The organism is Haloglomus litoreum (genome assembly GCF_029338515.1).
GTDB classification, from domain to species: Archaea; Halobacteriota; Halobacteria; order Halobacteriales; family Haloarculaceae; genus Haloglomus; species Haloglomus litoreum.
Genome location: NZ_CP119988.1, coordinates 3,657,638 through 3,677,253 on the forward strand (window position 1 = coordinate 3,657,638; position 19,616 = coordinate 3,677,253).

General features: G+C 70.2%; 15 protein-coding genes. 4 read left to right on the top strand and 11 right to left on the bottom strand.

All coding sequences use genetic code 11. The annotated features are described in order from the left end of the window. Positions 1 to 67 precede the first annotated feature (67 nt). On the bottom strand, positions 68 to 208 hold the full coding sequence (locus P2T62_RS18375) for a hypothetical protein (protein ID WP_276258471.1): 141 nt from the start codon (positions 206 to 208) through the stop codon (positions 68 to 70). Next, a complete protein-coding gene (locus tag P2T62_RS18380; RefSeq protein ID WP_276258472.1) occupies positions 208 to 408 on the bottom strand; it encodes a hypothetical protein in 201 nt (66 codons plus the stop codon). The genes P2T62_RS18375 and P2T62_RS18380 overlap by 1 nt, the downstream gene beginning before the upstream one ends. A gap of 272 nt (positions 409 to 680) precedes the next feature. Between P2T62_RS18380 and P2T62_RS18385 the strand changes: the two genes are divergently transcribed. Both P2T62_RS18385 and P2T62_RS18390 read left to right on the top strand, forming a co-directional pair. Further along, positions 681 to 1,673, top strand: a complete 993-nt coding sequence (locus P2T62_RS18385; protein WP_276258473.1) for a radical SAM protein — start codon at positions 681 to 683, stop codon at positions 1,671 to 1,673. Positions 1,674 to 1,962: 289 nt separating this feature from the next. After that, positions 1,963 to 2,409 carry a DUF5788 family protein gene (locus P2T62_RS18390; protein WP_276258474.1) on the top strand — a complete coding sequence of 149 codons (447 nt, stop codon included), beginning with the start codon at positions 1,963 to 1,965 and terminating at the stop codon, positions 2,407 to 2,409. A gap of 132 nt (positions 2,410 to 2,541) precedes the next feature. Here the strand turns inward: P2T62_RS18390 and P2T62_RS18395 are convergent, their stop codons facing one another. Continuing rightward, positions 2,542 to 3,384: an ABC transporter permease subunit gene (locus tag P2T62_RS18395; RefSeq protein WP_276258475.1), complete on the bottom strand. Its 843-nt coding sequence runs from the start codon at positions 3,382 to 3,384 to the stop codon at positions 2,542 to 2,544. 87 nt (positions 3,385 to 3,471) lie between these two features. Here P2T62_RS18395 and polX point away from each other — a divergent pair, with 87 nt between their 5' ends. Beyond that, positions 3,472 to 5,223, top strand: a complete 1,752-nt coding sequence (polX, locus tag P2T62_RS18400; RefSeq protein ID WP_276258476.1) for a DNA polymerase/3'-5' exonuclease PolX — start codon at positions 3,472 to 3,474, stop codon at positions 5,221 to 5,223. 49 nt (positions 5,224 to 5,272) lie between these two features. Here polX and P2T62_RS18405 read toward each other — a convergent pair whose 3' ends face one another. The 7 genes from P2T62_RS18405 to P2T62_RS18435 form a co-directional block, all read right to left on the bottom strand. Further along, on the bottom strand, positions 5,273 to 6,139 hold the full coding sequence (locus P2T62_RS18405) for a DUF58 domain-containing protein (protein WP_276258477.1): 867 nt from the start codon (positions 6,137 to 6,139) through the stop codon (positions 5,273 to 5,275). A gap of 28 nt (positions 6,140 to 6,167) precedes the next feature. Next, the gene (locus P2T62_RS18410) at positions 6,168 to 7,133 is read right to left on the bottom strand and encodes an AAA family ATPase (RefSeq protein ID WP_276258478.1); all 966 of its coding nucleotides are present in this window, start codon (positions 7,131 to 7,133) and stop codon (positions 6,168 to 6,170) included. Positions 7,134 to 7,170: 37 nt separating this feature from the next. Further along, a complete protein-coding gene (locus P2T62_RS18415) occupies positions 7,171 to 8,091 on the bottom strand; it encodes a DUF7502 family protein (RefSeq protein WP_276258479.1) in 921 nt (306 codons plus the stop codon). Continuing rightward, on the bottom strand, positions 8,088 to 8,804 hold the full coding sequence (locus tag P2T62_RS18420; RefSeq protein WP_276258480.1) for a hypothetical protein: 717 nt from the start codon (positions 8,802 to 8,804) through the stop codon (positions 8,088 to 8,090). The genes P2T62_RS18415 and P2T62_RS18420 overlap by 4 nt, the downstream gene beginning before the upstream one ends. A 58-nt stretch (positions 8,805 to 8,862) precedes the next feature. Continuing rightward, the gene (locus tag P2T62_RS18425) at positions 8,863 to 11,301 is read right to left on the bottom strand and encodes a VWA domain-containing protein (protein ID WP_276258481.1); all 2,439 of its coding nucleotides are present in this window, start codon (positions 11,299 to 11,301) and stop codon (positions 8,863 to 8,865) included. After that, entirely contained in the window at positions 11,301 to 13,106 is a 1,806-nt protein-coding gene (locus P2T62_RS18430) for a DUF7408 domain-containing protein (protein ID WP_276258482.1), read from the bottom strand. The genes P2T62_RS18425 and P2T62_RS18430 overlap by 1 nt, the downstream gene beginning before the upstream one ends. 73 nt (positions 13,107 to 13,179) lie before the next feature. Then, on the bottom strand, positions 13,180 to 13,773 hold the full coding sequence (locus P2T62_RS18435; protein WP_276258483.1) for an MBL fold metallo-hydrolase: 594 nt from the start codon (positions 13,771 to 13,773) through the stop codon (positions 13,180 to 13,182). A gap of 482 nt (positions 13,774 to 14,255) precedes the next feature. Between P2T62_RS18435 and P2T62_RS18440 the strand changes: the two genes are divergently transcribed. Continuing rightward, positions 14,256 to 14,600 carry a hypothetical protein gene (locus P2T62_RS18440; RefSeq protein WP_276258484.1) on the top strand — a complete coding sequence of 115 codons (345 nt, stop codon included), beginning with the start codon at positions 14,256 to 14,258 and terminating at the stop codon, positions 14,598 to 14,600. 408 nt (positions 14,601 to 15,008) lie between these two features. Here P2T62_RS18440 and gltB read toward each other — a convergent pair whose 3' ends face one another. Beyond that, positions 15,009 to 19,565, bottom strand: a complete 4,557-nt coding sequence (gene gltB / locus P2T62_RS18445; RefSeq protein ID WP_276258485.1) for a glutamate synthase large subunit — start codon at positions 19,563 to 19,565, stop codon at positions 15,009 to 15,011. Positions 19,566 to 19,616: the final 51 nt, after the last annotated feature.

The following is a 19,616-nucleotide window of genomic DNA, read 5'->3' on the forward strand; positions in this document are numbered from 1 at the left end:
GATCGAATAGGGCAGATAGTAGAGACGTAACCAGGATATGGCACACGGTCATCGCTCGCCGGTCGAATCAGGCGGCGTCCATCCACCCGCATTCGCCGCAGGTCGCCAGGTCGCTGACGATGCCCGTCGCCCCACCGCAGAAGGGGCAGGTGGCCGCCGGGATGCCGGCGAGCGGGTCGCTCTCGCCGGAGGGCTCGGTGGCGGCCATCAGAGCAGGAACACCGGGTGGTCGAACGCCCGGTCCGCCGTGCCGACGGTGGGCGCCAGCGTGAACTCGCACTCCGAGCAGGTGTAGAGCCCCTGCCCGTTGATCACGTTCGCGCCGCAGTCCGGACAGGCGTGCCCGGTCGAGTATCCGGTCGTCGTTTCGAGGTCGCTTCCGTCATCCGTTGTCTCGCGTACTGCCATCACTCGTGTTCATACAATCGAATGCCTAAAAAGTTGTGTGTATGTCCGATTCAAGTAGATAATACGATACGTACACCTTATATTTCGCGCATATGGTGTCAATTCGTGGTTCCAGGGGGTGCGTTCTGGACGGACGCCGACGGGGGCCGGCCACCGACCCACACCTCGCCGGTTCCGGCGGTTCCCGGGCGCTCCCGTGTGCCGCCGCCGCACGCGGCTACCCGAGACGCACGACTTTTCACGTCGCTCCGACAACAGGGAGCAGACACACGATGATATCCGAGGGGTGCGAACAGTGCGCGGACGGCGGGAAGATGGTGCTGTTCGTCTACGGCTACTGCGACCAGCGCGACTGCTTCTACTGCCCCCTCGGCGAGAACCGCAAGAACGTGAATCAGGTGTACGCCAACGAGCGCCCCGTCGAGTCCGACCAGGACGTCATCGAGGAGGCCAGACGGATGGACGCGCTCGGCACCTCCATCACGGGCGGCGAGCCCCAGGAGGCGATGGCCCGCACCACCCGCTACCTCTCGCTGCTCAAAGAGGAGTTCGGTGAGGACCACCACACGCACCTGTACACGGGCATCACGGGCGGGCGCGAGAACATGCGCCGGCTCTCGGAGGCCGGCCTCGACGAGATCCGCTTCCACCCGCCGTTCGAACTGTGGGGTGACCTCCACGGGACCGAGTGGGAGGAGATCCTCTACATCGCCCGCGAGGAGGGCCTCACTCCGTCGTTCGAGATCCCGGGCATCCGCGCGGAGCCGGAGTTCCTCGAGTTCCTCGACGAGGGGGCCGCCGAGTTCTGCAACATCAACGAGTTCGAGATGTCCGACGGGAACTACCGCCGGATGCAGGAGGCGGGCTTCGAGCTGAAGGACGGCCACATGAGCGCCGTCGAGGGGAGCCACGACATCCTCGAGGTGATGGGCGACCACGAGCGCGTCTACTTCTGTACGAGCGTGTTCAAGGACGCCGCCCAGCACCGCAACCGCCTCAAGCGGATGGCCCGGAACATCCGCCGCCCGTTCGACGAGGTCACCGACGACGGCACGCTCGTCTACGGCAAGACCTGGCTCGACGAGGCCGAACTGGAGGCGCTCGGCGTCCCCGACGAGTTCTACACCGTCAAATCCGACCACGTCGAGCTGGCGTGGTGGCTGCTGGAGGAGATGGTCGAGGACGGCGACGCCGAGGAGGGCGAGATCGTCGAGCAGTATCCCACGTACGACGGGACCGTCGTCGAGCGGACGCCGCTGGCGTAGGGGTCGAATCCGCCGCAGCCGACATCGTACACACCAGTCCAGCGAGTGACGACGTTCCGTGCGACACCGAACCGGGTGGGACTGAAAGGGGCCGGGCGCTGGGCGGTGCCCCGGCGACGCAAGCACTGCAGGCCGAGTGAAGCGAGGCCGAAGCGCACAGCGAGCCGCGGCGCCCCCAGCGCCCGGGGGCTTTCAAGGGGACCGCGGCGGTCACAGTATCACCAGCACTCACCATCGAACCACGCCCGGAGCGCGCCACTAATCAGCCAGAGGAACAACAGTACACGTAATGCGAGAGTTCGAGCGGAAACAGCTCCTCGAACGCGTCGAGCGCGAGGGGGCCACGCTCGGTGCTGACATCCCCGACGAGATCGAGGTGCAGGGCGAGACGGTCGAACTGCACCAGTTCGTCTTCGAGATCAAGCGCCGGGACACCGTCCCGCCGGGCGAGCGCGAGAAGGTCGAGGAGGCGAAGAAGAACCTCCGGCGCGAGCGCCTCCAGCGCAAGCAACGCCTGGAGGACGAGGACACGGACATGACGTTCGAGGAGGGGGAGGTGCTGGTCGAGTCCATCATCGGTATCGACCGGGCGCTCGAGGCGTTGCAGTCGCTCGGGCCGACGAGCATCGAACAGGAGGCGAAGGCCCAGGAAGCCGCGGACAAGAAGCGCTGGATGAAGTTCCTGAAGCAGGCGCTCGGCCGCGAGGACGATACGGGGAAACGCGGCGGCTACTGACCCGCCGTGTCTACCGGACGGGGCATCGGAACCCGGAGCCGTCCGTACCCGTCGTGGGAGCGTCCGACGGTGGCGTGGCGGCGGGGGCGTGGCGCCCGACGGCGGGGGGCGTCCGACCCTGTGGGACGGCGGTCAGATCTCGAACCGCTGGAAGCGGAGGTAGCCGAAGGCGAGCGGGAGCAGTATCCAGGCTGCGAGGATGGGGAACCCGACCCAGCCCTGGGCGTAGGCGGCGCTCGCCTCGGGGTAGAAGGTGATCTCGCGGTACGCCGGGATGACGGTCCGGGCCGCGTGCATGAAGGCGGTCGAGGGGTTCAGCATCCCGACGAAGTTGAACCAGTCGGGCAGCCCGGCCTCCGGGATGTCCTGCCCGTAGATCGCCAGCTGGAGCAGCAACAGCGCGATGTCCCAGCCGATGATGAACAGGAAGTAGAGGCCACCCGCTCCGACGAAGGCGCCGAGCCGCGACCGCATCCCCGCGGAGAACCCCGTGGCGATGGCGACGTAGACGGCCCCGTAGACCAGCGTGAGGAGCGTGAAGAGGGTGAAGACGGCGCCGTCGAACGAGTCGTAGGTGACCAGGGCGATGCCACCGGCGACGGCGTACCCGGCCAGGACCGCGGCCGCGACGACGCCCGTGCGGCCGAGGAACTTCCCGAGCACGGCCTCCAGCCGTGAGTTGGGGAGGCTGAGGAGGAGACGGATGCTCCCGCTCTCGCGCTCGCCGACGATGGTGTCGTACGCGACCATGAGTCCGAACAGCGGGACGAAGAACACCGCCGGCTGCCGCATGCTGTTCAGCAGGGCTAGCGTGGTCGCTGGGGCGGTACTGCCGTCGTCTACGTACAGCGTCGGGAAGAACTGGAGGGCCGCGATGAGGGCCGCGAAGAGGGCGAACAGCAGGACCGACGCCAGCAGCGAGTACGACCTGACGGCGTCCTCGAAGTCCTTCCGGAGGACCGCGGGGAGGCTCATACGCGCGCTTCGGCGACCCACGAGTAAAGCCTCCCGCTCCGGCACCACCCGTCCGAACTATCACGCCGGCGCGAGTCGGTCACGACAATGACCCAGAACGCCGCCGTCGCGGACCTGCTGGAGGAGATGGCCGACCGGCTGGAGGCGATGGACGTGGAGTACAAGCCACGGGCCTACCGCCGGGCGGCGGAGAACATCCGTGGCCACCCGGCCGACGTGGCGGGCCTGGTCGCCGAGGGCGAGGACGCCGTGCGGGAGATCGAGGGCGTCGGCGACGCCATCGCGGAGAAGGTCGTCGAGTACGTCGAGACCGGCACCATCGAGGAGCTGGAGGAGCTTCGCGCCGAGCTTCCGGCGGACATCGGGGCGCTCACCCGCGTCGAGGGGGTCGGGCCGAAGACCGTCGGCGACCTCTACCGCGAACTCGGCGTGGAGACGCTGGACGACCTGGAGGCTGCGGCCGAGGCCGGCGAGATACAGGACGTGAAGGGTTTCGGCCCGAAGACCGAGCAGAACATCCTGGAGGGCATCGCGTTCGCCCGGGAGAGCCATGGCCGCGAGTTGCTGGGCGAGGGTCGGCCGCTCGCCGACCGCATCATCAACCACCTGGAGGCCGAGAGTGCCGTCGAGCGAGCCGAGCCCGCGGGGTCGCTCCGGCGCTGGAAGCCCACCATCGGTGACGTGGACGTGCTGGTCTCCAGCGACGAGCCCGGAACCGTGTTCGAGGCGTTCACCTCCTGGGACGGCACCGACCGCGTCATCGAGGCGGGCGAGGCCAAGGCGTCCGTCCGGGCCGACGGCCTCCGCGTCGACCTGCGTGTCGTCGACCCGGACGAGTTCGGGGCCGCGCTCCAGTACTTCACGGGGAACCGCGACCACAACGTCCGGGTGCGCAACCGCGCCATCGAGCGCGGGCTGACGATGAACGAGTACGGCGTCTTCGACATCTCGGGCCTGAGCGAAGAGGAACGCGACGAGGCGGGGCCCCGCGCCGGCGAGCGCGTCGCGAGCGAGTCCGAGCGGGGGATGTACGCCGCCGTCGACCTGCCGTGGATCCCGCCAGAGCTGCGCGAGGACCGCGGCGAGGTCGACGCGGCCGCGGCCGGCGACCTCCCCGACCTCGTCGAGGGGCCCGACCTCCGGGGCGACCTCCACCTCCACAGCGACTGGTCCGACGGCAACAACACGGTCGCGGAGATGGCCGAGGCCGCCGCCGCGTTCGGCCACGAGTACATCGCCATCACCGACCACGCCACCGGCCCGGGGATGGTCGGCGGCGTCGGCGTGGAGGACGACGAGCTGCTGGAGCAGGTCGACGAGGTGCGCGCGGTCGACGCGGACGCCGACGTGGACGTGTTCACCGGCGTCGAGGCGAACATCGACGCCGAGGGCGGGCTGAGCGTGGCCGACGACGTGCTGGACGAACTGGACTGTGTGGTCGCCGCCCCGCACGCCGCGCTGGATGGGGACGGGACCGACCGCCTCGTCGCGGCCATCGAACACCCCGCGACGGACATCGTCGGCCACCCGACGGGCCGCCAGCTCAACCAGCGCTCCGGGCTCGACCTGGACTTCGAGACGCTCGGGAAGGCCGCGGCCGAGCACGGCGTGGCACTGGAGATCAACGCCAATCCTCGCCGGCTCGACCTCCGTGGCGCGGCCGTCAAACAGGTCATCGAGCAGGGAGCCACCATCGCCATCGACACGGACGCACACCGGCCCGAGAGCTACGCGTACATCCGGTACGGTGTCCACACGGCCCGCCGGGGCTGGGCGGAGCCCGCGGACGTGCTGAACACCCAGCCCGCGAGCGGCGTCCGCCGGTTCCTCGGGCTGTAGGCGGCGCCGCCACGCTCTCGGCCGGAGTCGGTCGGCGTGGGGCGTCGGTTCAGGCCGTCCAGACCTCGCCGAACGCGTCGAAGAAGTCCGCGTCCGTCTCGACGAGCCGGTGAGCGACCCGGAGGGTCCGTGCCCGCTCGGCCACGTCGTCGACGTGGTCGGTCAGTCGGGAGCGGTACCCCTCGCGGCGGCGGCGCCCGACGTGGGTCCGCAACGACCGCGTCGACTCGGGGTCCTCGGCGACGACATCGCCGCTCACGGGGAGGTCGCGCTCGACCGGGTCCAGCACCCGCGCGAGTATCACCTCGTTCCGGGCCAGCGCCTCCAGCCCGCGCTCGACCTCGTCGACCGGCGCCAGGCAGTCGCTGCAGACCAGCACCAGCGACCGCGACCCGATCTCGTCGGCGTACGCCTCCAGCGCCGCGCCGAAGTCGCCCTCGCCCGCGGGCGTGATCCCATCCACCTCGTCGACCAGCGACAGCACCTCGCCTCGGTTCGACCGACCGCGGTCGATGCGGCGCGGGCGCTCGTCGAACAGGGAGAACCGGAACTCGTCGTGGTCGCGGGCGACCAGGTACGCGAACCCCAGGCCCAGTTTCGCTGCGAACTCGAACTTGGTCGGAGTCGCCTCGTCGCCCGCGAACCCCATCGACCCGCTGGTGTCGAGCAGGACGTGGAGCGTGCGGTTGCGCTCGGCCTCGTACTCGGTCACGTAGAACTCGTCGGTGCGGGCGAACAGCTTCCAGTCGATGCGGCGCGTGTCGTCGCCGGGCGAGTAGCGCCGGTAGTCAGCGAAGGTCAGTCCCTCGCCCCGGTCGCGGGTCCGCTGCTCGCCCTGCCGTCGGTCGGCCACGTCCCGCTCGCGGGCCCGGGCGAACCGCTCCAGCTCGTCGAGGAACGAGGGGTCGATGGTCATCGGTCCCCCTCGACGGTCCGACGGCCCGTCATAGCAGCTCGTCGACGGCGTCGTCGGGGGTCATCCCGTCCCGTTCGGCGCGGAAGTCCACGATGATGCGGTGGCGGAGCACCGGCTTCGCCATCCGCTCGATGTCGTCCTCGCTGACGTAGGCCCGGCCCTCGATGAGCGCGCGTGCCTTCGCCGTCACCACCAGCGCCATGCTCGCGCGGGGCGAGGCGCCGTACTCGATGTGGTCGGCCGCCCGTGTCTCGCGGACCAGCCGGACCGCCCGCTCCCGGATGTCGTCGGCGATCGGCATCTCGCGCGTGAGGACCTGGGCGTCCCGGATCTCGTCCCGGGTGAACACCTGCTCGACCGGGATCGTCCGGTCGACCCGGCTCGTGTAGCGGTCGACCACCTCCAGTTCCTCGTCCAGTTCGGGGTAGTCGACGAGGATCTTCAGCAGGAAGCGGTCGGTCTGGGCCTCCGGGAGCGGGAAGGTCCCCTCCTGGTCGATGGGGTTCTGCGTCGCCATCACGAAGAACGGCTCCGGGAGCGCCCGGGTCTCACCGCCGGCCGTCACCTGCTTCTCCTCCATCGCCTCCAGCAGCGCGGCCTGCGTCTTCGGGGTCGCGCGGTTGATCTCGTCGGCCAGGACGATGTTGGCGAAGACCGGCCCCTTCTCGAAGACGAAGTCCCGGCTGCCGCCCTCCCCCTCGCGGATGATCTCGGTGCCGGTGACGTCCGAGGGCATCAGGTCCGGCGTGTTCTGGATCCGCGAGAAGTCCAGATCGGTGACGTTCGCGAGCGTCCGCACGGTGAGCGTCTTCGCCAGACCGGGGTTCGACTCCAGCAGGGCGTTCCCGTCGGCGAGGACACAGGCGAGCAGGTCCTCGAGGACGCGCTCCTGGCCGACCAGCCGCTTGCCCACCTCCTCGCGGACGCGCGCCAGTTTCGTCTGCAGTTCGTCGATGTCCAGTTCGAGGTCGTCCGTCGTGGTATCCTGACTCATGTGTGGCAGTCGGGGACCGTGGTTGCGTCTCGTCTCGTCACGTCTCGTCGTCCTCGGCACGGATGCGGAGGTTGTACTCCCGGATGATGTCGGCGTTCTCCACGTCGTCCGGGGAGTCGAAGCCGGCCTGCTGGGCGTCGTACGAGCCCTCGGCGGCGAACCCGCCGGTGTCGAAGCCACCGTCGCTGGCGGGTGCGTCGCCGGCCCCGCCGGTGCTCCCGCCGATGACGACGTCCTCGGCCTCGTCGCCCTCGCTCACGTTCGTCTCCTCGCCCAGCACCGCGTCGCCGTCCTGCAGGCCGTCGTAGTCGCTGGACCCGCCCGGCGGGAGGTCGCCGTCGGTCGGCCCGCCCGGGCCGGCGTCGGGACCCAGGCCGAGGCCGAGACCGGCGGCGCTGACGACGACCGTCGAGACCGCCAGCACCGCGACGAGGCCGGCGCCGGCCGAGACCTGCCGGGTCGAGATCAGGTCGCCGCTTGAGGCCGAGCGGAGCCCGTCGAGGACGTCGGCGTACAGGCGGCGGGCCATCCCTGTCTCCGCGCCGTCCGCGGCGGCGTCGCGGGCCGTCCGGAGCGCCTCCCGGACGGCCGGGTTCGCGGCCTCGAACTGCTCGACCAGCGGCTGCCGGGTTCGGAGGAGGAACTCGGCGATGGCCGCCACGACGCCCAGGCCGACCACGACGGCGAGGTCCAGCCGGGCCGGCCCCGGGAGCGTGACTCCGGCGACGGTCAGCGCGAGGTTCGCCGCCAGGAGGACGACCACACCGTCGACGACGGCGTGGACCGCCGCGGCCTTCCGGGCCTCCCACCGGACCTGCCGGACGGCCCGCTCGACGCGCTCCCTGAGTTCCCCGGCTGGGACCGCGTCGCCCGCCGGCTCGTCGTCGGGGTCGTCGGTCGGAGCGGCATCGTCGTTCGGGGTGGCTCCGGCGCCACCGTCCGGCGCATCGTCGGTCACGAGTTCGACCCGCTGCTGCCGTCGTTGTTGTTCCGGCACTCCTCCAGCTCCCGTTTCAGCCGCCGGTTCTCCGCTTCGAGCTCGTCGTTCTCGGTCCGGAGCTCCTGGTTCTCGTCCTCCAGGCGGGTGTTCTCGGCCTCGAGGTTCCCCTTCTCGGTCTCGAGCGTCTCCACCTCGGACTGGAGCGTGCTGGTCCGGTTCCGGAGCCGCGTGACGAGCCCGTCCAGCGAGTCGACCCGCCCCTCGAGGGTGTCCACGCGGTCCTCGAGGTCCGCGTTGGTCGACCGGAGCTGCTGTCGCTTCGTCTCCAGCTCGTCCACCCGCTCCTCGAGGTCCTCTTTCTCCGTCCGCAGCTGGACGAGCTGCGAGCGGGCGGTCTGCAGCGTCTCGCGGGTCTGCAGGAGCTCGTCCTCGGCCTCCCGCAACTGCTGTTCGGTCTCCCGGAGGTCCTCGGTCACCCGCTGCAGGTCGGACTGCCGGGTGTCGATGCTCCGGTTCAGGCTCCGGAGCCGCCGCTCGGCCGCGGCCAGCTGCTCCTGCTTCTCGTCCACCTGCGTCGCCAGTTCGGCGTTCTGCTCGCGGAGCTGCTCGTTCCGGTCTCTGAGGTCCTCGACCGACTCCTGGTAGTAGAGGGTCGCCCCGGCGGTACCCGCCATGGTGGCGCCGACGAGGAGGACGAGGACCAGGTTGATGCTGCCACCGAGGAGCTTCATACGCGGACCCAGCCCCGCGGTTCACAAATCTCTTCGGTGGCCAGTTCGGTCCCCGCCGTCAGTCGTCGGCAGCGGTGGCGGTCGAGGCGGTTCGCCGGCGGTACCGCGAGAGCCGCCGGGCCGCCACCTCGAGCAGGAACAGCAGGAGCGCGGCGGCGAGCAACAGCCACCCCCACTCCCGGCGGACCTCGCGGGTCCGGCTGGCGGACTGCCTGACCGTCTCGGCGATGGCCGCGGCCTCGCCCGCACGGAACTCCTGCCCGCCGGTCGTCCGGACGAGGCCGGCCAGCGCGTCGGACTGGCCGTACCCCTCGTACTCGCGGGGGTAGTTGACCGCGACGGTGGTCCCCAGCACGTCCCGGAAGCCCGGTTCCTCGGGGACCAGCGTCGCCTCGTACGTCTCGGGTGCGACCTGGCGGAAGCGCGGCGGGCCCTCGGGGCGCTCGCGACCGACGTACCGGACCGTCACCTGCTCGCCGACGCGGGCATCGGGGGCCGACACGACACCCCGGGCGTCGCGCTCCGGGTCGCCGACGACCCAGTTGACCGACTTCGACAGCAGGAGCGAGTCCGGCCGCTCCAGCAGGCCGTCCAGCGAGCCGTCGACGCCGTAGGCCGTGACCGAGACGACGCGGCCGAGCCCGTAGCGCCACTGGGCCAGCGCGGGGTCACCCTCGCCGGTGGCGACGAGGAACTCCGCGCCGGCCTTGACCGATACCTCGTTGGCCAGCCCCGGGTCAGACTCGGGCTCGACCCCCGCCGTGATGAACTGGTTCCGGTCGACGACGGTCAGCTTCCCGGCGGCGAAGGTCCGCGACTCCCCGCCGAACAGGAGCCGGAGCCGGTCGGTCTCGTCGGCTCGCAGGTACTGTCCGCCGGTGGCCGCGGCCACGTCCGACAGCAGCTCCTCGTTCACCCGCCGGCCGACACCGACGGTCACGACCTCCACGCCCTGCTGGTTCAGCCGCCGCGCGACCGCCCGGGTGGTGACGTCCTGGGCCTGGCCGTCCGAGATGACGATGACGGTCCCGGGCCCGTCGAGCAGGTCGGCGGCGCCCTGCAGGCCCACGCCGAGGTCGGTCCCGCCGCCGCTGCGCAGCCGCCGGACCTTCGAGCGGAGCTGCTCCCGGTTCGACCCCAGCGGGACGATGTTGTTGACGAGGTGGGCCTGCCAGTTGAAGCCGACGAGTCCCACCTCGTTGCCGTCACCGAGCTGCTCCAGCACGTCGAGGGCGACCCGCTTCTGGGTCTCCATCCCCCCCTCCGAGCTACCGGAGACGTCGACCAGCAGCACCATCCGCGTCGTCCGACCGCCGCCCTCCCCGACGCTGACGGGGAGCATCGACCCCAGCGAGGAGTTCGCGTACCCGCCGTTGTCGTACGCGCTCCGCCCCCCGACCGCCACGAGCCCCGTCCCGTCGATGACCGCCCGCTGGAGGGCGGTCACGTTGCCCGCCTCGTCGGCGGGGAGGTCCTGCAGGACGACGGCCTGGTACGGGTCGAGGTCGTCCGGGACCTCGGGGCGGCTGGTCACGTTGTAGAGACGGTCGAGCAGTCCCTCCAGCGGGTACTCGTTGCGAGCGACGTACAGGACGCGTGGCTTCGGGACGACGCGGACGCTCCGCCGGACGACATCGTTCCCGTCGTGGACGTCGTCGCTGTCGACCCTGGCCACCACCTCGTGCGTGCCGACCTCGTCGAAGGTGTACGTGAACTCCGCGGCCCCGGCGCCCGATATCTGCTCCGTGAACACCGGGGTCCCGTCGGCCGTGACCGTGACGGTCGCGTTCTCCGAGCCCAGATCCGTCCCGCCGACACGGACGAGGAAGCTGTTACCGACCCCGGCGCTGGTCTTGGCGGGCCCGGCCAGCGTGACGTACCGCTCCGTCCGCGTGGTCGAGAGCCGCACCGCGTGGACGGTGGCGCCGGCGCCCGCGGCGACCTCGGCGGCCTCGCCCAGCGACCGGCCGCCCGTCACCTGCCCGTCCGAGACGACCAGGAGTTCCGCCCCCGGCTCGGTGTTGGCGACGACGGCGTCGCCCAGCCGCGAGGTGGTTCCCGAGCCGACGACCGACCGGCTGACGGGGACGCCCTCGGCCTCGATGGCGGCCGCGAGCGCGTCGACGTTCGCGTCGGTCACGGCCATCGAGTCGGACTCGTCGGCCAGCAGACGGACACGGGGGTCACCGGGTGTCTCGCGGGCGGTGACCGTGTAGGGGCCGGCGGCAGCGGCCACCAGCAGCGTCGCGAGGAGGACCCGCGAGGCCAGCAGCCCCAGCCGGCGCCGCCGGCTCCAGTCACCGCCCGCCCCGCGGACGTGGACCGTCAGTGCCACCAGTGCGACGAGCACGACCGGGAGCGCCAGCGCGACGAGCGGCAGCTCGACGCCGAGGGTCACACCCCGGATAGTGAACTCGGTCGCCTCGGTCCCGGGGAGGCCAGCCTGGAGCGTCCCGGAACCGGGTACGCCGGCCGGAAGGGGATCGAGCGCGCCCATCACAGGTCACCCCGGTGCCGGAGCAGCGCCACCTCGGCAAGCAACGCCCCGAGTGCTCCCAGCGCGACCGCCGGCGAGAGGTCCAGCGGCCGCTGGACGACCTCCTCCCGCGAGCGTGCGACGCCGCCGGGGCCGGTCCGGAGCGCCGGAGCCGAGACGTTCGACTCCTCCGTGTCGAGCAGCGCGGCCGCCACCCGCCGGTCGCCGAGCCGGTAGTGGCCCGCGGCGTCCAGGGTGACCGAGCCGTCGGCCGCGGTCCGGCTCCCGTCCGGGGCCGTCACTGTCGTCCCGTTGGGGACCGAGAGGCGCGTCCCCGTCTCGTAGTTGGTCCGCGGGAGCGGCTCGCGCCCGGCCGCCTCGTAGACGAGCCGTTTCCACAGCACCGGGTACTGGTAGTTGAACTGGAACTGGCTGGCGCCCTGGAGGTAGCCGTAGTAGAGGGTCCGACCGTCACCGAGTCGCCCACGGGCGATGAGCGGCGAGTCGTTCGCCCGCACGAGGCTCCGGGAGCCGTTGCGCAACTCGGCGGTCAGGTACGACCTCGGGGGCGGGAAGCTGATGCCCCGGACGAGCGGGTCGTCGCTCGCCCGGACCGAGGGACTCGACCCGCGCCCGGTCGGCTCGACCGGCAGGAGCCCGCCGTACCCGACCTGCGCGAGGTCGTCCTGCGCGACGACGATGGTGCCGCCGCCCTCGCGCGTCACCGATTCGGCGGCCTCGCGCGTGCTCCGGAGCAGCCGCTGGCGGTCGACGCCCGCGAAGACGACCACGTCGTACTCACCCTCCACGGCCGCCGGCGGCTCGGCGACCGTCAGCGAGACCTCGTCGAGCACCTCCAGCGCCGTCGTCACGTACCGGTCGCGGTCGTTGCTCACGAGCAGGACCCGAACCCGCGCGTCCTCGGGGCCGGCCACGGCGACCCGGTCGTCGAGCGCGAACCCGTCGCCGGGCGAGAGGCGCGCGGTCGCGTCGCCGGTCGGGACCGGCAGCGTCGCGGTCCCCACGTCGCCGGGCTGGAGCTCGAGCGTCTCGCGGGCGCCGCCCAGGCTGACCGTCCGCTCGACCGGGCGGTCGGCGTAGCTCTTCACCGAGAGCGTGACGCTCGTGCGGCCGTACTCGGCGTCGACGAAGCCGACGTTGGTGGCGTCGCCGCCGACCGGCCGCAGGTCGACGGTGTACCCACGGCCGCGGGCGGTCGCGACCGCGTCGCGCCACGCGGCGTCGCCGGCGAAGTCGCTGACGACGACGATGCGTGCGTCCTCGTCGGCCACGGCGACCGCCTGCGAGACGGCCGCCCCGAGGTCGCCCGTGGCGTCCGTCCGCGAGAGGCCGTCGAGCACCTCGCGGGCGTCCGCCGCGCCGCCGCCCTGGAGCCGGACCCGTGGGGTCGCGCCGGCCGTCACGACGGACGTGGTCTCCGAGACCGACTCCCGGGCAACGCTCCGGGCCCGGACGAACCGGCTCCCCCCGCCCGCGTCCTCGACCGCCATGCTCGCGGAGGTGTCCAGCACGACCACCGTCTCCGTGACCGTCGCGGTCCCCGTGCTCGTGATGTACGGCGAGGCCAGCGCGAGCGCCACCAGCACCACGACCAGCAGCTGGAGGAGCAACAGGAGGTTCCGGCGGAGCGTCTCGAGCGCGGCGCTGTCGGTTCCACCCTCCTCCCCGGCCGCGAGGAACTCCAGCGTCGGCAGGCGCAGCCGCTGGGGGTCCGGCCGGACCAGGTACAGCAGCAGGATCGGCACGACCGCGAGGAGGGCGAGCAACCCGAGCGGGGTTAGGAACACGTCGGCGAGGCCGGCCATCGGACGGAGACTCGGCGCCGACCGCCAAACGCCTTGTGACGCGCCGCGCCGGTCGGCGGTCGGACCGGCCGACTCAGAGGGCGACCGTCTCGCCGTCGTCGGGCACCTCGACCTGTCCCTCGACACCGGCCTCGGCGAGCGCCGTGTGCAGGTCCTCGCGCGTCGCGAGGCAGTGGTTGATGCTGTCCATGTGGTCCGCGACGATGGTCGCGTCCGTCCACTCGCACAGCGCCACCACGTCCTCGGGCGTCATCGTGATGGGTCGGCCCTCGGTGAACTGCGCGGCGCCGGCGTTCGCCACGACAACGTCCGGCTCGTGCTCGTCCAGCGTCTCCTGGACGGCCTCGTACGGTACGGTGTCGCCGGCGTGGTAGACGGTCGGCTCGCCCGGGGCGTCGAGCACGAACCCCGACACCGGTCCCATCTGCTCGGCCAGGTCGCCGTAGCCGTGCCGCGCCGGCGTCCGCGTCACGGACAGGTCATCCAGCGCCGCCGTATCGTCGACCGGGCGCGGGTCGAAGCCGTCGTCGGCCAGCTCGTCGGCGTCGTCGGGCTGGCAGAGCGTCGGCTGCCCGTCGGCCAATTCCTCGCGCGCCGCGTCGTCGAGGTGGTCACGGTGGAGATGCGTCACCAGCAGTGCGTCGTGGTCCAGCGGGGCGTCCGGCAACTCGACGAGCGGGTTTCCGCCGGTCGTTCGGCGAGTTCGGGATGGGCGGCATCTCCCCCGGCTCGGACAGCATCGGGTCGACGAGAAGTGTGGTGTCGCCGAGTTCGAGTCGGAGGGTCGCGTGGCGCAGGAGCTGGAGCGTGGCCATATCGGGCGGTCGAGTGCGTCGAGGATAGCGGTTGTGCCGAGGCAAGGCTACTCCGGAGGGCGAACCCAACGAGGAATTATCTATCAAACCACTATACAAATCATATATTCCGAATATAATATCTTAATTCGAAAGATTGGAATAGTTTTTGAAATATTATCTCATTGATGGTCCGGTGAGGCCGTGCTGAATACAACGCACATATCGGTCGAGATGGGGTGCCAGTGTCCGACCGAATTGTTCGATACGGCGGGGATATCAACCGCGCTGTAGAACGGCCGCCACACCCCGGTTCCGCCCAGCGCTTATCAGGTAGCATACACTACCGCCGCCCATGGGGAGGTGGCTCAACCACTTCATCGGCACGCTGTTCAGCCGCCAGTTCATCTACGCCTACGCCATCGGCAGTGGTGTCACCACAGCCGGCTACGCCCTCTACCTGCTCAGGTACGGGCTGTGGGGGCGCCAGCAGGTCATCATGGCAGACCTCATGGGGCTGGGTGCCGTCATCGATTTATACGTTCGCGTCCTCCTGCCGATTTGGATCCCGCCCATCACGGGCCTCGAGGTGCTGGTCGTAGCTACCAACTGCTTCATCGCACTCTGGGTGCTCGCTTGGTGGTCGGCGAAGTACGCTGACGCAACCGGTGGGCGGAGAAGAAGCAGCCGCGGGTTCTGACTACCGAGACGCCAGCGACTCCAGCTGGCGGGCGGTGGCGCCAGCGCTCGACTCAATATACGCACTCGCGACTGAGAGGCTCGGCCAACTCGAGGCAGTTACCAAAATCAGAACGAGTGGCGCGCCACGATTCCGTACTGAACTTGGTCTCTGTATGCAGCACGCCGTTTCTGTCAACCACTGATAATTTCGACGAGTCAGAATTCAACAAACGCTCGGTGCGGCTAGCAACAGGACTCTGCATACGCGCGAGCGAAGCGAGCGCGTTCCACCGCTGGCGACCGCTGGGAGCCAGCGGCATTTTTTCTGAACGTTTTTTGCGGCGAGTGGTACCCGCAGACCGGCGGCTCCGCCGCCGGTCAAGCGGTACCCGAGCCGTCAAAAAAGCTCGCGGTGAAAAAGCTCGTGTCAGTCGTCGGTCGAGGCCGCGAAGCCCTCGCCGGCGGCCTCGGCGTCGGGGCCGACCGAGTCGGGCAGGTCCTCGCGGACGTCCTCTGCGCCCTCGCTGAGCGCGCGACTGTATGCCTCGGGCATCACCTTCACGAACTTCTCGAGCTCCTCCTCCCAGTGCTCGAGGACGTACTCGGCGCGGTCCGAGTCGGTGTGTGCGACGTGGTTCTCGACGAGGCGGCGCATCATGCGCCGGTCCTGCTCGCCGAGTTCACGGGTGGTCTCGACCATGCCGTAGTTGACGCGGTCCTCGAAGTCGCCCTCGCGGTCGAGGACGTAGGCCACACCGCCGGACATCCCGGCGGCGAAGTTCTTGCCCGTGTCGCCGAGACAGACGACGACGCCGCCGGTCATGTACTCGCAGCCGTGGTCGCCGACCGATTCGACGACGGCCTTCACGCCGGAGTTGCGGACGGCGAAGCGCTCGCCGGCCTTCCCGTTGATGTAGGCCTGCCCCTGCGTCGCGCCGTACAGCGCGACGTTGCCGATGACGATGTTCTTCTCGGGCTCGTACGGCGCCGAGTTGGGCGTCTGGACGACCAGCTTCCCGCCCGAGAGCCCCTTGCCGACGTAGTCGTTGCCGCTGCCGGTCAGCGACATCGTGACGCCGTGCTTGCAGAAGGCGCCGAACGACTGGCCGGCGACGCCGTCGAAGTCGATGCGGAACGTGTCCTCGGGGAGCCCGTCGATGCCGTGCTCCTTCGAGATGTGGTTCGAGAGCGTCGCACCGACGGCGCGGTGCTGGTTGTCGATCTCCATGTCCAGATGGGCGGGCTCGCCCGTCTCGAGGGCGTCACCCAGTTCGTCCATGATCTCCCAGTCGAGCTGCTCGTCGACCTCGTGGGTCTGGGGCTCGGTCTTGCGGCGCTGGTCGCCCGGCGGCTGCGCGATGACCGAGGAGAGGTCGAGCTTCCTCGCCTTCTCCTGTTTCACGTCCGTCCGCTGGGCCAGGTACTCCGGCCGGCCGATCATCTCGTCCAGCGACTCGAAGCCCAGCTCGGCCATGATCTCGCGCAGTTCCTGGGCCATGAACGTCATGTAGTTGATGACGTGGTCGGGCTCGCCGGGGAACCGGTTGCGGAGCTCGTCGCGCTGCGTGGCGACGCCGACGGGGCAGGTGTTCTCGTGGCACTGTCGGGCCATCACGCAGCCCGAGGTGACCAGCGACGCGGTGCCGAAGACGTACTCCTCGGCGCCCAGCAGCGCGGCGATGGCCACGTCGCGGCCGGTCTTCAGGCCGCCGTCGGCCGTCACGCGGATGCGGTTGCGCAGGTCCGTCGCGCGGAGCATCTGGTTGGCCTCGGCGAGGCCGAGCTCCCACGGCAGGCCCGCGTTCTTGATGCTCGTCTTCGGCGAGGCGCCCGTCCCGCCGGAGTGGCCCGAGATGTGGACCACGTCGGCGTTGGCCTTCGCCACACCCGCGGCGATGGTGCCGATGCCGGCCTCGCTCACGAGCTTGACGTTGATGTCGGCGTCCGGGTTCGCCGCCTTCAGGTCGTGGATGAGCTGCTTGAGGTCCTCGATGGAGTAGATGTCGTGCAGCGGCGGCGGCGAGATGAGGCCCACGCCCGGCGTCGCGTACCGGACGTGTGCGATCATCTCGTTGACCTTCTTGCCGGGCAGGTGGCCGCCCTCGCCGGGCTTGGAGCCCTGGGCCATCTTGATCTGGATCTCCTCGGCGTTCGTCAGGTAGTCCGAGGTGACCCCGAAGCGCCCCGAGGCGACCTGCTTGATGTTGCACTCCTTCTCCGTGTCGAAGCGCTCGGGCGGCTCGCCACCCTCGCCGGTGTTGGATTTGGCGCCGAGCCGGTTCATCGCGATGGAGTTGTTCTCGTGGGCCTCCGGTGAGAGGCTCCCGAGGCTCATCGCGGCCGTCGAGAAGTGCTTCACGATCTCCTCGACCGGCTGGACGTCGTCGATGTCGACCGGGTCGCGGTCCGAGTCGAACTCCAGCAGGCCACGCAGGGTCTGGAGCTGCTCGGTCTGCTCGTTCATCAGGTCCGCGAAGTCGCCGTAGCGCTCGTAGTCACCGGTGCGGACCGCCTGCTGGAGCGCCCCGACGGACTGGGGGTTCCACTCGTGGAAGATGCCGTCCGAGCGGTGCTCGTACTCGCCCTGGCGCTCGAGGTCGGCCTCCTCGCCCCACGCGACCTCGTGGCGCTTCTGGAGGTCGGCCTCCACGTCCTCGATGCCGATACCCTCGGTGCGAGCGGTGGTGCCCTCGAAGTACTCGGCGACGAAGTCCGAGTCCAGGCCGACGGCCTCGAAGATCTGGGCACCCTGGTAGGACTCGACCGTCGAGATGCCCATCTTCGCCATCGTCTTCAGCAGCCCGTCCTCGACGGCGTGGACGTACGCGTCGACAGCCGCCTCCTCGTCGGCGCCGTCCGGGCCGGCGACGAGGTCGGAGATGGACTGGAAGGCCAGGTACGGGTTCACGGCGCCCGCCCCGTAGCCGATGAGCGTCGCGAAGTGGTGGACGGCACGCGGGTCACCCGATTCGAGAACCAGGCCCGCGCGGTTGCGCAGGCCGTTGCGGACGAGGTGGTGGTGGACGCCGCCGACCGCGAGCAGCGAGGGAACCGGGACGCGGTCCTCGCCGGCCGCGCGGTCCGACAGCACGACGATGTCGTGTTCGTCGGCGGCCTCGCTCGCCTCGGCGCGGAGGGCCTCGACCGCGGCCTCGAGGCTCGCGAACTCGTCGGGGTCGTAGGTGATGTCGACGACCGTCGAGGAGAGGTCCCCCTCGTCGCCGTCGAGGTCCTTGATGCTCGCCGTCTCCGCGTCGGTCAGCACCGGCGAGTCACAGACCAGTTGCCGGGCGTGCGCGGGCGTCTCGTCCAGCAGGTTGCGCTGGTTGCCCAGCCGCGTCTCCATCGACGTGACGACCTCCTCGCGGATGTAGTCCAGCGGCGGGTTCGTGACCTGCGCGAACAGCTGCTTGAAGTAGGTGAACAGCGGCCGGTTGAACTGCGACAGTACGGAGAGGGGCGTGTCGTCGCCCATCGAGCCGACGGGGTCCTTCCCCTCGCTCGCCATCGGCTCCAGCAGGTGGTCCATCTCGTCGTACGTGTAGCCGTACATCGCCTGGTGGGCCCGCAGCCCGTCCACGTCGTCGCGGGGGGCCCGATCCTCGCGGTCGGCGATGTCGTCGATGTCGACCTGCTCGTCGTCGACCCACTCGCCGTACTTCTCGTCGAGGAGGCCGTCGAAGACCTCCTCGTCCGGGATGACCCGGCCCTCCTCGGGGTCCGCCAGGAAGAGCTGGCCGGGCTGGAGCCGGTCGCGCGTCTCGATTTCCGAGGGGTCGTGGTCGAGCGCGCCGGCCTCGCTGGCCATGACGAGCGTGTTGTCCGTCAGCACGTCGTAGCGGCAGGGGCGGAGCCCGTTGCGGTCGAGGACGGCGCCGATGCGGTCGCCGTCGGTCGCCGCCACGAGCGCCGGGCCGTCCCACGGCTCGACGAGCGAGGCGTGGTAGTCGTACCACTCCTGGCGCTCCTCGGGCACGTGGTTGCCGTCCTTGCGCCACGCCTCGGGGATGAGCATCCGCAGGGCGTGCGGGAGGTCACGGCCCCCCTCGACGAGGAGTTCGAGGGCGTTGTCGACGGACGCGGTGTCGGACTGCTCCGGGTCGTCGATGATGGGCTTGATCCGCTCGATGTCGTCGCCGTAGTCCTCGTGCGCGATGTCCGTCTCCCGCGCCCGCATCCAGTTGATGTTACCCTGGATGGTGTTGAACTCGCCGTTGTGGATGATGTTGCGGTACGGATGGGCGAGGTGCCAGGCGCCGAGCGTGTTCGTCGAGAAGCGGGCGTGGACCATCGCGAACGTCGACGCCATCCGCTCGTCGCCGAGTTCGGGGAAGTAGCCCGCCAGCTGGTCGGCCTTGAGGAGTCCCTTGTAGACGAGCGTCTTGCGGTCCAGCGAGACGATGTAGAAGCGCTCGGCGCCCGTGGGCTGTTCGTCCTCGAGGCGGTTCTCGATGGACCGCCGCCCGACGTACAGCGCGCGGTCGAATGCATCGGCGTCGAACGCCCCCTCGGGCCGGACGAACACCTGTGCGACCTGCGGTTCGCTCTCGACCGCGGTCTCGCCCAGCATCGAGTTGTCCGTCTCGACGCCGCGCCAGTGGAAGGTCTCGAGGCCCTGGTCGGCGAGTTCCTGCTCGACGACCGCCTGGAGGCTCGCCGCGGCCTCGTCGTCCTGCGGGAGAAAGACGGAGCCGACGGCGTACTCCCGGGCGGGCGGGAGGTCGACATCCAGTTCGTCGCGGAAGAACTCGTCCGGGATCTGGATGAGGACGCCCGCGCCATCGCCGGTGTTCTCCTCGGCGCCGGTCGTCCCGCGGTGTTCGAGGTTCTCGAGGAGGTCGAGCCCGTCCGCCAGTACGTCGTGGCCGCCGTCGCCGTCGAGGTCGAAGACCACCCCGACGCCGCAGTTGGCGCGGTGGTCCTCGGGGTCGGCGAGGAGCGTCGCGTCGTCGTCGCTCGCGGACCCTGTCGTGCGTTCCTGCATGTCAACACCTCACCCGACGCCGCATAAGAGGGTTCCTGTTAAGGACTAATG